This is a genomic window from Pantoea sp. FN0302, from assembly GCF_050113775.1.
Classification (GTDB): domain Bacteria; phylum Pseudomonadota; class Gammaproteobacteria; order Enterobacterales; family Enterobacteriaceae; genus Mixta; species Mixta alhagi.
In genome coordinates, this window is record NZ_JBNJSM010000001.1 from 2,133,130 (window position 1) to 2,147,804 (window position 14,675).

Annotated in this window: 10 protein-coding genes; 4 read left to right on the top strand and 6 right to left on the bottom strand. The window is 53.8% G+C overall.

Annotation, left to right across the window (positions count from 1 at the left end; translation table 11 throughout):
• The first annotated feature begins 130 nt into the window (after positions 1 to 130).
• The 3 genes from ACQE32_RS10095 to ACQE32_RS10105 all read left to right on the top strand — a co-directional run bounded on the left by ACQE32_RS10095 (position 131) and on the right by ACQE32_RS10105 (position 5,441).
• A complete protein-coding gene (locus ACQE32_RS10095; protein ID WP_427021764.1) occupies positions 131 to 3,934 on the top strand; it encodes an NAD(P)-binding protein in 3,804 nt (1,267 codons plus the stop codon).
• 155 nt (positions 3,935 to 4,089) lie between these two features.
• Positions 4,090 to 4,650, top strand: a complete 561-nt coding sequence (locus tag ACQE32_RS10100) for a non-canonical purine NTP pyrophosphatase (protein ID WP_426974662.1) — start codon at positions 4,090 to 4,092, stop codon at positions 4,648 to 4,650.
• Positions 4,647 to 5,441 carry an SIR2 family protein gene (locus tag ACQE32_RS10105; protein WP_426974663.1) on the top strand — a complete coding sequence of 265 codons (795 nt, stop codon included), beginning with the start codon at positions 4,647 to 4,649 and terminating at the stop codon, positions 5,439 to 5,441. Before ACQE32_RS10100 ends, ACQE32_RS10105 begins: the two co-directional genes overlap by 4 nt.
• A 149-nt stretch (positions 5,442 to 5,590) precedes the next feature.
• Here the strand turns inward: ACQE32_RS10105 and ACQE32_RS10110 are convergent, their stop codons facing one another.
• From ACQE32_RS10110 to norR, 6 genes are all read right to left on the bottom strand, one after another.
• Entirely contained in the window at positions 5,591 to 6,544 is a 954-nt protein-coding gene (locus tag ACQE32_RS10110) for an Rpn family recombination-promoting nuclease/putative transposase (RefSeq protein WP_426980949.1), read from the bottom strand.
• A gap of 427 nt (positions 6,545 to 6,971) precedes the next feature.
• Complete coding sequence (locus ACQE32_RS10115) at positions 6,972 to 9,014, bottom strand: glycoside hydrolase family 31 protein (protein ID WP_427021688.1); 2,043 nt, start codon at positions 9,012 to 9,014, stop codon at positions 6,972 to 6,974.
• Positions 9,011 to 10,390: a glycoside-pentoside-hexuronide (GPH):cation symporter gene (locus ACQE32_RS10120; RefSeq protein WP_250652008.1), complete on the bottom strand. Its 1,380-nt coding sequence runs from the start codon at positions 10,388 to 10,390 to the stop codon at positions 9,011 to 9,013. Before ACQE32_RS10120 ends, ACQE32_RS10115 begins: the two co-directional genes overlap by 4 nt.
• Positions 10,391 to 10,568: 178 nt before the next feature.
• Complete coding sequence (locus ACQE32_RS10125) at positions 10,569 to 10,853, bottom strand: hypothetical protein (RefSeq protein WP_426980947.1); 285 nt, start codon at positions 10,851 to 10,853, stop codon at positions 10,569 to 10,571.
• Complete coding sequence (locus ACQE32_RS10130; protein WP_427021689.1) at positions 10,834 to 11,355, bottom strand: DUF2778 domain-containing protein; 522 nt, start codon at positions 11,353 to 11,355, stop codon at positions 10,834 to 10,836. Before ACQE32_RS10130 ends, ACQE32_RS10125 begins: the two co-directional genes overlap by 20 nt.
• Before the next feature lie 178 nt (positions 11,356 to 11,533).
• Positions 11,534 to 13,051 (bottom strand): nitric oxide reductase transcriptional regulator NorR, encoded by a 1,518-nt coding sequence (norR, locus tag ACQE32_RS10135; protein ID WP_426974668.1) that lies wholly within the window; start codon positions 13,049 to 13,051, stop codon positions 11,534 to 11,536.
• A gap of 157 nt (positions 13,052 to 13,208) precedes the next feature.
• Here norR and norV point away from each other — a divergent pair, with 157 nt between their 5' ends.
• On the top strand, positions 13,209 to 14,675 hold the full coding sequence (gene norV, locus ACQE32_RS10140) for an anaerobic nitric oxide reductase flavorubredoxin (protein WP_427021690.1): 1,467 nt from the start codon (positions 13,209 to 13,211) through the stop codon (positions 14,673 to 14,675).

The window sequence follows — 14,675 nt, forward strand, 5'->3', positions numbered from 1 at the left end:
GCCACCAGGTTCTGCCTTCTGGCATGCTTTTTAATGGCCTACAAATTTGAGCGGCTTTTGCCGTTACTTTTGATTCAGCGGATGCGGCTGCGCGCTTTTTTATGCTGGCAAAGCTGCAGGAGAAATAATGATGACACCCTTTGCCTCATTCTGGCAGGCAGGTTATGAAGGCGCGGATCATATTAACCCGCACGGCACCCGGTTAGCGATGAATGACACTAACGCTCACCTGATACGGGTTAAAGAGGATTATGCAGCGCTAGAAGCCTTTAATATTAATTCGGTGCGTGAAAGTGTGGGCTGGCGGCTTATCGAACGCAACGGTGAATATGATTTTTCCTCGCTGGTTTCGCGTATCGAGGCGGCGCAGGAGCAGGACATTCAAATCTGCTGGACACTCTGTCACTATGGCTGGCCAGAAGATCTTACTCTTTTCTCTGACGATTTTATTCCACGCTTTGCCGCCTTTTGCGCGGCCACCGTGCGTTTCCTTGCGCCTTATTCCACACTGCCGATCTACTCGCCGATAAATGAAATCTCTTTCCTGAGCTGGGGGATTGCCGTTGGACTGTTTCCCTGCGCTAACCTGCCGGAATCCGATCCCGCCGACGCCTGTAAACGTCAGTTAGTTAAGGCGACACTGGCCGCCTGCGACGCAATCTGGCAGGCCGACAGCCGGGCGCGCATTCTGCACTGCGATCCCATTATCCATCTGGTGTCAGAAGAGGATACGCCAGAGGCAAAGCTGACGGCACAGTCCCACAGTAACGCGCAGTTTCAGGCATGGGATATGCTGAGCGGCAGACTGGCGCCGGAGCTGGGCGGCGCGGCGCACTATCTCGACCTGATCGGCGCGAATTATTATCACGATAATCAGTGGGCATTCCCTTCCATGAATCGGCTGCACTGGCATCTGGGCGATCGTCGGCGCAAGCCGCTGCATCAAATGCTGACGGAGCTGCATCAGCGTTATCAACGCCCGGTACTGCTCTCGGAAACCAGCCATATAGGCAGCGGACGCGGTGCCTGGATCGCGGAGGTGACCGCGCATATTGCGCAGGCACAGCTCAGCGGCGCTGAGCTGTGCGGCGTCTGCCTCTATCCCATTATCGACCGACCAGCATGGAATGACCCGCTTGCCTGGCCGCGTAGCGGGCTGTGGGATCTCGACCACCATGGCCCCGATCCTTTTCTTCGCATTATCAATCAACCCTACGCCACGGCGCTCTGCCAGGCGCAGCGTACTTTACAGAACTTTCAGTCATTTATCGCTCCGACCGCGGAGAATAAGGAGAATGGTATGCAGCAAAAGACTTTGATCGTTTTTAGCCATTTGCGTTGGGGTTTTGTTTTTCAGCGTCCGCAGCATTTGCTGTCTCGTCTGGCACAGCATTATCGCGTGCTGTTTATTGAAGAGCCGATTTACGAGGCGGGATCGCCAGCGCTGCATTATTCGAATCCTGCTCCCAACGTCACCGTTATTCAGCCGCATACGCCAATCGCCGCGCCGGGTTTTCATGATGATCAAATCGCAACGCTGCAGCTGTTACTGACGTCACTGGTGGATGAACAAGAGCAACCGGTCGTCTGGTTCTATACGCCGATGGCGCTGCCTCTGCTTACGCCCTTTACACCTTCGCTGGTGGTTTATGACTGCATGGATGAGCTTTCCGCCTTTAATATGGCTCCGCGCCAGCTTCAGCAACGTGAATCGGCGCTGATGGCGCGTGCCGATCTGGTGTTTACCGGCGGCTCCAGCCTGTATGAAGCGAAAAAGCACAAGCATCACGCCATTTACTGCTTTCCCAGCAGCGTCGATGCCATTCATTTTGAACAGGCGCTGGATCGCAGCAACGGACATCCACAGCAGCAGATGCTACCGCGCCCGCGCCTTGGCTATTACGGCGTAATTGATGAGCGCCTCGATCTGTCGCTGGTAGCCGCGCTGGCCGATGCGCACCCGGAATGGCAAATTGTGATGGTTGGTCCGGTAGTGAAAATCGATCCGGCTACGCTGCCGCAGCGCGCTAATATCCACTGGTTGGGTCAGCAACCTTACGAGGCGCTGCCGCAGTTTCTTGCCGGCTGGGATGTGTGCCTGATGCCTTTCGCTTTAAACGCCTCAACAAAATTTATCAGCCCGACCAAAGTGCTGGAGTATATGGCGGCCCAACTGCCTATTGTCAGCACCGCGATTACCGATGTCGCACGACATTATGCAGAGCTGGTCGCAATCGCTTACCGTCCCGAAGAGTTTATTCACGCCTGTGAGCGGGCGCTGAGCATCAGCCCCGACGATCGTGAGCAGCTGGCGCAGCGCATGCAGGCGGTGGTGGCAGCCACATCGTGGGATGCGGCAGCGGAACAGATGTTCTCGCTGATGAAAAAAGGGGCTGCCAAAACACCTATGCCCGTGCCGGAAAGCGTCATGCCAGTGATTGCCGATGAAGTACAGCAAATCACCCGCCGCCTGAATCCTGCTACCGAGCAACAGTCAGTGGTTCCCTGTCTGATTATCGGTGCCGGACCAACCGGACTGAGCGCGGGCTACCATTATGGTAAAGGCGCCGTGATACTGGAAAAAAATGCCACGCCAGGCGGCTGGTGTCGTTCGATTACGGACAAAGGATTCACCTTTGACTATGCCGGACACATCATGTTTTCGCAGGACCCATATGTCCTGAAAATGTATGAAATGCTGCTGGGCGATAACCTGCACTGGCAGATGCGCGAAGCGTGGGTTTATAACGACGGCATTTATACCCGCTACCCCTTCCAGGGTTCACTCTATGGCCTGCCTGCCGAGGTGATTAAAGAGTGTATCCTTGGCGCAATTGAGGCGCGCTACGGCGTCAGCCATGAAGCCGCAGAAGCGTCAAATAGCGCGCTATCGGTAACCAGACGCCATGATTGCTGCGCCGACGGCACGGTGCCAGATGGCGATCTCTTCGCCGGACAGGAAAATACGACGCAGCCAGAGAACTTTGAACAGTTTATTTTCCGTACCTGGGGACGCGGCATCGCTAAACATTTCGCCCTGCCATATAACCGCAAACTCTGGGCGCTGCCGCTAACGGAGATGGAAACCTCCTGGCTGGGCGGACGCGTACCGCTGCCGGATCTGGCGCAAATCATTGAGGGCGCGCTGGCACCGCTGGAGAAACCCATGGGGCCGAACGCGCGCTTTGGCTATCCGCTGGAAGGCGGCTTCCAGGCGCTGATGAACGGTTTTCTGCCGCATCTCGCCTGTGAGCTGGAGACCAACAGCATGCTGGCCGAACTGCATCCTGAACAGCATATCGCCGTGCTGACTGACGGACGGCGCTATCGCTACGATCAGCTGATCAGCACCATGCCGCTGCCACAGTTGATTGCAATGATTGGCGATGAAGCGCCGCAGGAGATCCACGATGCGGTGGCAAAACTGCGTCACGTATCCATTCGCTGCGTCAATATCGGCGTGGGACGCGCCAATCTAACCGAGAAGCACTGGATCTATTATCCGGGCGATACCCTGTTTCATCGCATCTTTGTACAGGGTAATGCCAGTCCGCTCTGTAATCCGCTCGGAGGCTGCGGTTTAACTTTCGAGATCAGCTATTCGCCGGATAAGCCGCTGCCGGCAGAGGGCGATGCGTTAATTGAGCGCTGCATCCAGGAGTGTATCGCGGTGGGTATGATTACCGCCGACGACCCGATTCTTACTGCTAATCAGATTGATATTCCCTATGCCTACGTGGTGTACGATCATGCGCGTAAAGCCAGTATTGCGCTGATTCGCGACTGGCTGCTACAGCAGGATATTTTGCTATCGGGGCGCTACAGCGAGTGGGAATACTACAACTCCGATCACGCTTTCCTTGCAGGTAAGCGCGCGGCGGAATTTGTTAAAGAGCGTGCAGGATCGCTGAAAACACAGGAAACCGGCTACTAAAATTAACTGGCATCGGGTTTTCTGCCCGATGCCCCTTCCCTGCTTTTCCCTGCTGCCTTCCCATCCCTATCTGGTCTACACTGGTTGACACCGGTCGGCGCTTTCCTGCGCACATAATCATAACCATACCGGCAGAGACAGAATTAGGTGAAGCAATGAAAATACGGTTTCTTTCCAGTAATGAACTCAAGCTGGACGAAGTACGTAAAATCCTTGAGCCCATCGGTGTAGAAGTGCTCTCCGTGGCCTGTCGGATTGAGGAAATACAAACGGAAGATGAAGTTGAGCTGGTACACGACAAACTTACCAAAGCCTTTTCCCTGATTGGGCGGCCGCTGTTTGTCGAGCATACCGGTCTTTACCTGGACGGGCTGAACGGCCTGCCCGCCGGGCTGACACGCATTTTTTGGCATCGACTGGATGCCGATCGCTTTACCGCGCTGGTGCAGGCGCTGGACAGCCAGAGCGCCACGGCGAAAACCGTTCTGGGCTACTGCGACGGGCGCAAAATGTATCAGTTTTCCGGCGAGGTACGCGGTAAGATCATCGCTGAGCCTGCGGGTTCGCGTGAATTTCTCTGGGATTGCATCTTTGTGCCGGAAGGCCATACGCAGACTTTTGCCGAAATGGGTGAGCTAAAGCATGAAATTTCGATGCGGCGGCTGGCGCTGGATCGCTTTGCTGCCTTTTTGAAAACCGCAAGGAATCTGCCATGAAACCTGAACTGAAACGTGCCTACGATGCCGGAAAGTTAATTCTTTTCGCCGGGGCAGGCGTTTCACGCAACCTGGGCCTGCCGGAGTGGCATGAGCTGATTGCTCATCTTGCACAGGAGCTGGGCTACGATCCGAAAATTTTCAATACTTACGGCACCCATCTGTCACTGGCGGAGTATTACAAGCAGAAAAAGGGATCGCTGGGTCCGCTGCGCAGCTGGATGGATCGCGAGTGGCACCGTCCTGATATTGATGTGCGTTCCTCAGAAATTCACACCATGATTACCCAGGGACATTTTTCACGCATCTATACCACCAACTACGATCGCTGGCTGGAGATGGCGCATGACGCGCACAAGGTGCCCTATTACAAAGTGGCGAACGCCGCCGATCTGGTTTCACTTACTGAAAACCGCCGTCATATTATTAAGCTGCACGGCGATTTTGATGACGATACCTCTATTGTGCTGGATGAAAGCAGCTATTTTGAACGTCTCTATTTTGATTCGCCGCTGGATATTAAGTTGACGCACGATGTCATGGGTAATTCAGTGCTTTTTGTCGGCTACAGCATCAGCGATTTTAATATCCGCCTGCTGTTCTATCGTCTGACAAAAATGTGGGGCCGCACCGGACTGGCTTCCGCTCGTCCCACTTCTTATCTGTTTACTAACCGGAGTAATCCGGTGGCAAAAGAGGTATTAGGCCAGTGGGGTATTGAGATGATTGTTTCGGAAGAGGATGATCCGCGTAAGGCGCTGGGGGATTTTCTGGCTGAGTTGATTGCCTGAGGCTTACCCTGCGGGTGGCTATGCACGGCCACAAAGAGGAGATGGGGTAAATCGCCTCTTTTGCTGGAAGAGCAGCGCACGCTCCCTTTATGTGGCCGACATTTTACTCTAATGCTGACGACCAGGCAGGGAGTGTAAAGGATGAAACATCAGTGACGAAGCTGTGCCAGCTCGTGTTCAGTAAGACCGGTGGCTTCCAAAACAGACTCGCGAGACATGCCCATTTTCAGCAGGCTGCGTGCAACTTCAAGTTTGCCTTCATTACGCCCTTTTTCAATGCCGCGCTGTTCACCAAGCTGGATACCTTTCTCAATCCCCTTTTCGATACCTTTCTCAATCCCCTTCTGTTCAAGCTGCTGTGCGATGGTCATAAGTGCGTCTCCGTGTTGCGGCACACGCTGTGCCAGTTCTCGAACAAAGGTTTCGGCATCGGCTGACTCACCCGCCTGTAACAGATAGTGTATCAGTGCCATTACCTGGGGTGAAGAGAGATAATCAGCCATCAGCAGCGTAGCCAGACGATCAATAAGAGTAGCGATGTCACGCTGGTGAATATGTTTTTGCAGCAGCGTAAGTGCTGCCATGCTGCGATGGTTCATAATTTCATCGTCAGGTATTACAGTGATATCCACCAGTGGGAAAGCGCTCCTATAAAGTTTTTCTGCCAGTGCCGGATCATCAAACTCATCCAGCCATCGGGTGGAATAGGGATAGGGGCTGCGTTTACCGGTGTAAAACAGCATGGGTATCACCAGCGGCAGCTTTTTATGGCCCGCCTCGATATGACGCTGCATCGCCGCCACGGCATAGCGTATCAGTCTGAACGCCATATGCTTATCCGGAGCCGACTGATGTTCTACCAGGACGTGGATATAGCCATCACCCGCGGAGGTCTTCAGGCTGTAAAGCACATCGCTGAAGTACTGACGAAGATCATCCTCGACAAAAGAGCCGGATTCCAGCTTTAGCGTATTAAGATCGCAAATGACGCGCAGCTCCTTCGGAAGATGGAGTTCCATGAAATCCCGGGCGATCTCCGGCTGCGTCAGAAACAGCCGGAACGTGGCATCGTGCGGCGTTGGCGTGTAACCTTTTTTCTTCATCCGCGCATACTTTGAAAATGATAAACAGAGCCCTTCATAATTAACTTCCCTGAATTAATTTACCGGCAACATTACGATTCTGAGCGATGAATATAACGTAATTATCAGCAAAATAAATTAACGCATCACGTTATGACTTATAATTATCAATCTCTTTAAAAAACAGTCAAATAATTTCAATTATCATAAAATAATTACTTATTAGCGGGCAAGTTTAAAAAAGACAAATTATTTTCTTTGCTATTCCGTCACTATTTATAATTTATCCCCAGCCACTTTTTTCGCTAATAACGCGCTAATAAAAATGGATTGAGCCTGATGGTACGAAGTGTGTTTCGAAGGAGGATGCGCCATATAAGACGCTGGCGCGTTTCTGGCTAAGTTGATTGCCTGAGGTGTTATTCCTCAGGCAAAGGGTTACGATTAATCAGGCGCGCATCGCCGCCACCAACGCCGGGTCAGCCTCGGCACGTACCAGCACCGGAATGACATGCAATGGCGTCTCTACTGTCAGCCACTGACCGCCCTGATACTGCGTCCCGCTGCGCGTAATCCAGCAATCGCCTGCGGGCAACCAAAGGCGGCGCTCACGCTGACCGGCATGCAGTACCGGCGCCACCAGCAGATCCTGTCCCAGCAAATATTGGTCTTCTATCTGCCAGCTCTCCGCCTGCTGCGGATAGTGATAAAACAGCGGACGCATCACCGGATCGCCCTGCTGATGCGCTTCCTGCATCAGCTGACGAATATAGGGCCGCAGACGCTCGCGCAACAGCAGACATTCCTTCATCAGCGCGTAGTTCTCCTCGCCATAGCTCCAGACCTCATTCGGCGACCCGCTGTTGCATTGCGCAATGCCGTTACGCCAGGCCTCTTGCGGCTGAATTTGCGGTTCACGATAGCCGTGCAGACGCATCACCGGACAGAATACCGCCCACTGGAACCAGCGGATCAGCAGTTCATGGAAACCGGGATCGTGAATATTTCCGCCCTGAAAGCCGCCAATATCGGTGGTCCACCAGGGAATACCGGCCATCGCCATATTCAGACCAGCCGAGAATTGATTACGCAACGCATGAAATGAGGAATGGACATCTCCCGACCAGGCAAGCACACCATAACGCTGGCTGCCCGCCCAGGCGCAGCGCACCAGGTTGACGATCTCCGTTTCGCCCTGCTGTTGCAGTCCTTCCCAAAAGCCTTGCGCAAACTTTTGCGGATAGATATTTCCCACCTCAAGCACCGGCCCCAGATGGTAGCGATAGTTATCAAAATCGTAAGCGCGATACTCCGGCTCCGCCTCGTCCAGCCAGAAGGTACGAATACCGAGATCGTAATAGTTGCGCCGCACCTCCTGCCAGACAAACTCTCGCGCCGCCGGATGCGTGGCATCAAAAAAGGTGGTATTGCCGAGGAAATCCAGATTAACCGATACGCCACGATCGCTGTTGACTAACAATCCCCGCGATTTCATACGCGCATAGTTGGCGCTTCGGCTATCCACCGTCGGCCAGACCGAGACCATGGTTTCGATGCCCATCTCTTTTAGCTCTTTGACCATCGTCGCCGGATCTGGCCAGTCGAGCGGATCAAAGCACCAGTCGCCCTGATTTGGCCAGTGGAAAAAGTCGATCACAATGACCGATAGCGGTAGCTGACGCCTGCGGTACTCGCGCGCCACCTCCAGCACCTCCTGTTGGGTGCGGTAGCGCAACTTGCACTGCCAGAAACCGGTAGCGAAATCGGGCATCATTGGCGCAGTGCCTACCGCGCGGCCATACTGGCGCACAATCTGCGCTGGTGAATCGCCGGCGGTGATCCAGTAATCCATCTGATCGGTGACCTGCGCCTGCCAGCGGGTAATATTTTTACCGAAGGTCGCCTCGCCAATAGCCGGGTTATGCCACAGCAAGCCATAGCCGAGACTGGAAACCATAAAAGGCACGCTGGCCTGAGAATTACGCTGCGCCAGTTCCAGCGTACATCCTTTGAGATCCAGCCCCTCCTGCTGATACTGCCCCATCCCGTAAATCTTTTCGTCACGCCGCGCCTCGAAACGCACCGTCAGCTGATATTTACCGCCCGGAATCGGACGGAACTCGCGACCATCCAGCTTCAGCGCGCTGATATATTTATCCTGACTTTTCTCCGTGGCACCAATACCTACCGTGGTGCGCTGACGCCAGAACTCTTCCAGCAACAGTTCGCCGTGCTGATTATAAAAAGCCAGCTGGCCGCGCTGGTTCAGCGTGGCGGTAATATTGCCGTTACGCAGGCTAAGCGTCTCGTTTCCTTGTGTAATTTCTACCGGCAGCGGTGCCGTTGGCAGCAATGCCCAGTCAGTATCCGTAATGTCAGGCTGGCAGCTGGCGCGTACCCGCAGGCTGTTCTCTCCCCACGGCTCGATAATGAGCGTTTGACGATCGAACTGCCAGATTAGACGGTGCGATTCTGCACGTAATTCACTCATGACAACTCCTGTGGCTGCAAAGCGTTGGATCCGTCGGCGGGCTGCGCCGCCACGGTTTTATGTTGGTTAATCTGGCGCATCGTGTCGTCATTAAGCCGATACCAGCGCATAGTCAGGGCGCTACAGAGTGAAAGCACGCCGGGGATCACGGAGAAAAGCGCAATGATAGCCAGCATAGCGGCGGGGTTTTGCTGCGGTGCCTGCGCCACGTAGCCGCTGAGCCCCAGCGTCCAGCCGACAATCGCTCCGCTCACCGCCATGCCCATTTTCAGCACCGCCAGCAGCGTGGAAAAAATGGTGCCGTCCATGCGTTTACCCTGACGATATTCACCGTAGTCCACCACATCGGACATCATGACCCACATCAGCGTGGTGGTGACCTGATAGAAGCTGGAAACGATAAAGGTCATGCCCACCAGCAGCGTCAGCGTTGCTGGCAGAAACAGAATGGAAATGCTTAACAAACCGCAGGCGACGGCGCTAAAAGTAAAGGCTTTAAGCTTGCTGTGATGCCGGGTCATCCACTTTGCCAGCCCGCTGCCGACACATTTGCCAACAATATGCGCGGCCAGCAGCCACATAAACAGGCTGGCATCGCCCAGATAATAGGTAACGTAATACATCATCGCCCCAAGGCGCACCACGCCGAAGGCGATATTAAAAAACACCAGCAGCGCGACAATACGCCACTGATCGTTACGCAACATATCGCGCAGGTCGGCACGAAAGTTTTCATGGGTGCCTTTGACGCTGACGCGTTCACGGGTGTTGTAAAAGCAGAGCAAAAACATTACCGCCGCCAGGCTCGCCATCACCGCCATGGCGTTGAAATAGCCATCCAGCTTATTGCCGCCGCCCAGCCACTCCGCCAGCGGGATCATCAGGAAAGTGGACATCGCTCCGCCCAGCGTGGCGAGGAAAAAGCGCCAGGATTGCAGAGAAACACGCTGGGTATCATCAGAGGTGATGATCGCGCCCATCGAACAGTAGGGAATATTGATGGCGGTATAAAGCAGCATCATCAGGCAGTAGGTTACGCTGGCGTAAATCATCTTGCCGGTCAGCGACAGCGACTCAGGTACGGCGTAAATTAACAGGCAACTGATACCAAACGGCACCGCCAGCCAAAGCAGCCAGGGGCGAAATTTCCCCCAGCGCGTATGGGTGCGATCGGCGATCAGCCCCATCGCCGGATCAACGATAGCATCGGCAATGCGCGCCAGCAGAAACAGCGTGCCGACAAACACTGCCGGTAAGCCGACCACGTCGGTGTAATAGAAGGTGAGAAAAATAATAACGTTTTCCAGGCCGATATGGCTTGCCATATCGCCCAGACCGTAACTGACTTTTTCTTTAACCGATAAGGTTGCTCGCATCTTGGTCCGCCTTGTTGGTTTGCAAAGGGGCACCCTCCCTGGCTCTGAAAAGCAGTTATAGGGAGCCAGGCAAACGACAACAATTGCGGGATCTGATTAAAGTCTTATGTTTTTTATTTTATGTGATACGGGTAACAAGCTGACTGTAGATTGTGGTGACCGCCCACGATAAATTGCGTTACGGGTTACGATGTTCGGGTTTCGCTTTTCTTTGCCGCCACAGCCGCCAGCCACGCACGGCTATAAAATAGAGTATGCAGGTGATAAGCGTATTGATGAGCATAACCGCCAGTAGATAAAACATCTCCGGATCACGAAAGCCCAGGCGATTTGCGATTTGAGTCAGTTGGCCAGACTGTTTGATCGTGAACTGTATCGGGTACGGATGGATAAAGCGCAGCGAAAACAGAAACAGCGCAATAAACAGTACAATCCGCCAGGTTTTACGGACAGCTGTTGCCATAGCTAACCACCTCAATAGTGCCATATGATAAAAGCCCTTCAGCACGCGGAACTCTAATTTTATTGGTGTGGAGCAACAGGGTACGAATCAGCTGAAAATCTGGTTTATGCAGTAAAGTGATACATCCCAACGATTGTTTTTGCCCAGCAGCTGGATGAAGACGAAACTGACCGCGTTGCACGCCATTAATCCAGGTAAAATCATCTATCCTGGCATCATCACGGTAAAGGGCGAACCACTCCCAATGATTAGACGGATCCCCTAAAAAACCGTTGGCGGTATCTTTTATCAGCGCTTTAGCTATAGAACCTGGGCCACCGGATGCGCGATCCACGATCCAGTATTTCCCCGGTGGTAAAGGGCCATTATCGGGTATAGCTACGCAGCCTCCTTTATTACGATAAATATCGTTTCCCGACCAGGCCATAAAGGTGCCAACACCATATATTGTCAACGGCGCGTAATCAGCATCGTTAATAACGAACTTTCCATGTAGCGGCACAGATACCTCCCTGCATTGCATATTATCCTCACTATGCACAAATAATACGCAGCCAAGCCCCACTGTAAATGTTTATTTTTAATAATTTTCAATGAGTTAATTATTAAATTAACCGAATCTTGTAATTTATCCTGTTTACAACTGGGTAGCAAAAGGCCGCTCATAGCTACCTTTTGCCCTATTTCAACGCTAACCGGCGCGCCAGACGGTGCAGATTACCCGCGTCCATTTCCAGCCGCCGGGCGCAGGCGGCCCAGTTATTATTGCTGGCCTGTAGCGCCCGGGAAATATACTGTCGCTGAAAATCACGCGTGGCGTCCTGCAGGCTTTGCTGCGGCAGGGTTTCTGCCAGCGTCGCCGTCGCCGCCACTTCCGTTGCGCTGTCCAGGGAAAAATGCTGCGGCATCAGCAAAATATCGCCGTTGCGGGCATCCGCCTGCGCAACGATAGTGGCGCGATAGATAGCATGTTCCAGCTCACGAATATTGCCAGGCCAGCCGTAGCCGCTCAACATGCTGCGTGCCGCCGCGCTGAGCGCGATATGCTGCAGGCCAAATTTCACCCGGCATTTCTCACAGAAGTAACCGGCCAGTAAAATAATATCTTCGCCACGCTCGCGCAGCGCCGGAACCTGCAACGGAAATACGCTCAGACGATGATACAGATCGGCGCGGAAACTGCCCTCCGCCACCGCCTGCCGCAGGTCACGGTTAGTGGCGGCCAGAATGCGCACGTCCACTTTCAGATGTCGGTCTTCGCCGACGCGCTGCAAATCGCCATACTGTAGTACTCGCAGCAATTTTGCCTGTAGCGTCAGCGTCAGCTCACCAATTTCATCCAGAAACAGCGTGCCGTTATCGGCCATTTCGAACTTGCCGGTACGATCGTGTACCGCACCGGTAAAAGCCCCTTTCACATGACCGAACAGCTCGCTTTCCGCCACCGTTTCCGGCAGTGCCGCACAGTTCAGATAAATCAGCGGGCTGGCAGCACGCGCCGACTGGCGATGCAGCGCCTGCGCCACCAGCTCTTTCCCCACACCGGTCTCACCACTGATCAACACATTAAGATCGGTAGGCGCCACCACCGCAATTTCTTTCTTTAGCTGCTGCACTGGCAGCGACTCGCCAATCATTTCGCTGCTTTCGCCTGTACTTTGCCGGTGAGCGCCGAGCGTAAAGGCGTTGCCCGGCTGCTCCAGCTGTTCCAGCAGCAGCGCGTTGTTCAGAGCGCTGCCGACCAGGCTTGCCACCACACGCAGCTCTTCATCGCTGTAATCATCAAACTGGCTGGCATTCATGCCGTCCAGCGTCAACGCACCGATCAGATCCTGACCGGAAAACAGCGGCAACCCAACGCAGGCGTGCACATGCAGCTCATGCCGATCGGGGATCAATCCATCATAGGGATCGGGTAAATCGCTGTCCGCCGGAAAACGCACTACATCTCCGGCGCGGGCAATCGCTTCCAGACGCGGATGCGCTTCGATTTTAAAACGACGCCCCATTACATCCGGCGCCAGTCCGGCGGTCGCCAGTGGACGAAAATGCTGCGCCTCATAGCGCAACAGCGCGGTGGCATCGCACCGCAGCAGGTGATGAATACTGGCGATCATCCGGCTAAAACGATCGGAGCGGGAAAGTCCGTTCTGGATCTCTACGGCCAGCGCGGCCAGGCCTTCAACTGAGATAGTCATGCTGTCTTTTCCACAATGCCATTGTTGAAAACACAATAAACCTCAATTGTCACTTTAACAATCACAAAAATTAAAACCCTTAAATATCAATTAAATAAAAGTTGGCACGCCACATGCAATAAGAAAAGAAACTTTATGAACCTGTTGAGGAACCAAAATGAGCATTCACGTTAAAAATAACATTACCTGGGTAGGCCAACGTGACTGGGAAGTACGTGATTTTCATGGTACCGAATATAAAACGCTGCGAGGCAGCAGCTACAACAGCTATCTGATCAAAGAAGAGAAAAACGTCCTGATTGATACCGTCGATCATAAATTCAGCCGTGAATTCGTGACCAACCTGATGCAGGAAATCGATCTGGATAAAATCGACTACATCATCATCAACCATGCGGAAGAAGACCATGCGGGCGCGCTGACCGAGCTGATGACGCGTATTCCCAATACGCCGATCTACTGCACTGAAAACGCTATCGATTCAATTAATGGCCATCACCATCATCCGGAGTGGAATTTTAATGTGGTGAAAACCGGCGACTCGCTGGATATCGGTAACGGCAAAAAGCTGATCTTTGTGGAAACGCCAATGCTGCACTGGCCGGACAGCATGATGACCTATATGACCGAAGATGCGGTGCTGTTCAGTAACGATGCTTTTGGTCAGCACTATTGCGATGAACATCTGTTCAATGACGAAGTAGACCAGACTGAGCTGTTTGAGCAGTGCCAGCGCTACTACGCCAACATTCTGACGCCGTTCAGCCGCCTGGTAACGCCGAAAATCAATGAAATCCTTGGCTTTAACCTGCCGGTGAGCATGATCGCCACTTCTCACGGCGTGGTATGGCGCGATAACCCGACGCAGATTGTAGAGCTGTACCTGAAATGGGCGGCGGACTACCAGGAAGATCGCATTACCATCTTCTACGACACCATGTCCAATAACACCCGCATGATGGCCGATGCCATTGCTCAGGGCATTAACGAAGTTGACCCGCGCGTGGCAGTGAAAATCTTTAACGTGGCGCGCAGCGACAAAAACGAAGTGCTGACCAATGTGTTCCGCTCAAAAGGCGTGCTGGTGGGTACCTCTACCATGAACAACGTGATGATGCCGAAAATCGCCGGACTGGTTGAAGAGATAACCGGTCTGCGCTTCCGCAACAAACACGCCAGCGCCTTCGGCTCGCACGGCTGGAGCGGCGGTGCGGTGGATCGCCTCTCTACCCGCTTACAGGACGCAGGCTTTGAGATGTCCCTTAGCCTGAAAACTAAATGGCGTCCGGACGGCAAAGCGCTGGAAGCGTGCCGTGAGCATGGCCGCACTATTGCGCGTCAGTGGGCACTCTCTCCGCTGCCGGCAAACGTTGCCCAGCCGGAGCCTGCCGCTGCACCTGCCGCCGCGCTGAATGTGCCGATTAGCGCCGCGCCGGAAAGCGCCGCCGCAGGCGATGCTGAACAAAAGATGATCTGTAGCGTATGCCTGTGGGTCTATGACCCGGCGACCGGCGAAGATTCCCAGGACGTTGCGCCGGGCACCGCCTGGGCTGACGTACCGGACGACTTCCTCTGCCCGGAATGCGGCATGGGTAAAGACGTTTTTGACCCGTACGAGGGCTAA

Bases quoted from the DNA above. Each gene is read 5' to 3' on its own strand.
- ACQE32_RS10095 (WP_427021764.1), top strand. From the start codon at position 131: ATGACACCCTTTGCCTCATTCTGGCAGGCAGGTTATGAAGGCGCGGAT.
- ACQE32_RS10100 (WP_426974662.1), top strand. From the start codon at position 4,090: ATGAAAATACGGTTTCTTTCCAGTAATGAACTCAAGCTGGACGAAGTA.
- ACQE32_RS10105 (WP_426974663.1), top strand. From the start codon at position 4,647: ATGAAACCTGAACTGAAACGTGCCTACGATGCCGGAAAGTTAATTCTT.
- ACQE32_RS10110 (WP_426980949.1), bottom strand. From the start codon at position 6,544: ATGAAGAAAAAAGGTTACACGCCAACGCCGCACGATGCCACGTTCCGG.
- ACQE32_RS10115 (WP_427021688.1), bottom strand. From the start codon at position 9,014: ATGAGTGAATTACGTGCAGAATCGCACCGTCTAATCTGGCAGTTCGAT.
- ACQE32_RS10120 (WP_250652008.1), bottom strand. From the start codon at position 10,390: ATGCGAGCAACCTTATCGGTTAAAGAAAAAGTCAGTTACGGTCTGGGC.
- ACQE32_RS10125 (WP_426980947.1), bottom strand. From the start codon at position 10,853: ATGGCAACAGCTGTCCGTAAAACCTGGCGGATTGTACTGTTTATTGCG.
- norR (WP_426974668.1), bottom strand. From the start codon at position 13,051: ATGACTATCTCAGTTGAAGGCCTGGCCGCGCTGGCCGTAGAGATCCAG.
- norV (WP_427021690.1), top strand. From the start codon at position 13,209: ATGAGCATTCACGTTAAAAATAACATTACCTGGGTAGGCCAACGTGAC.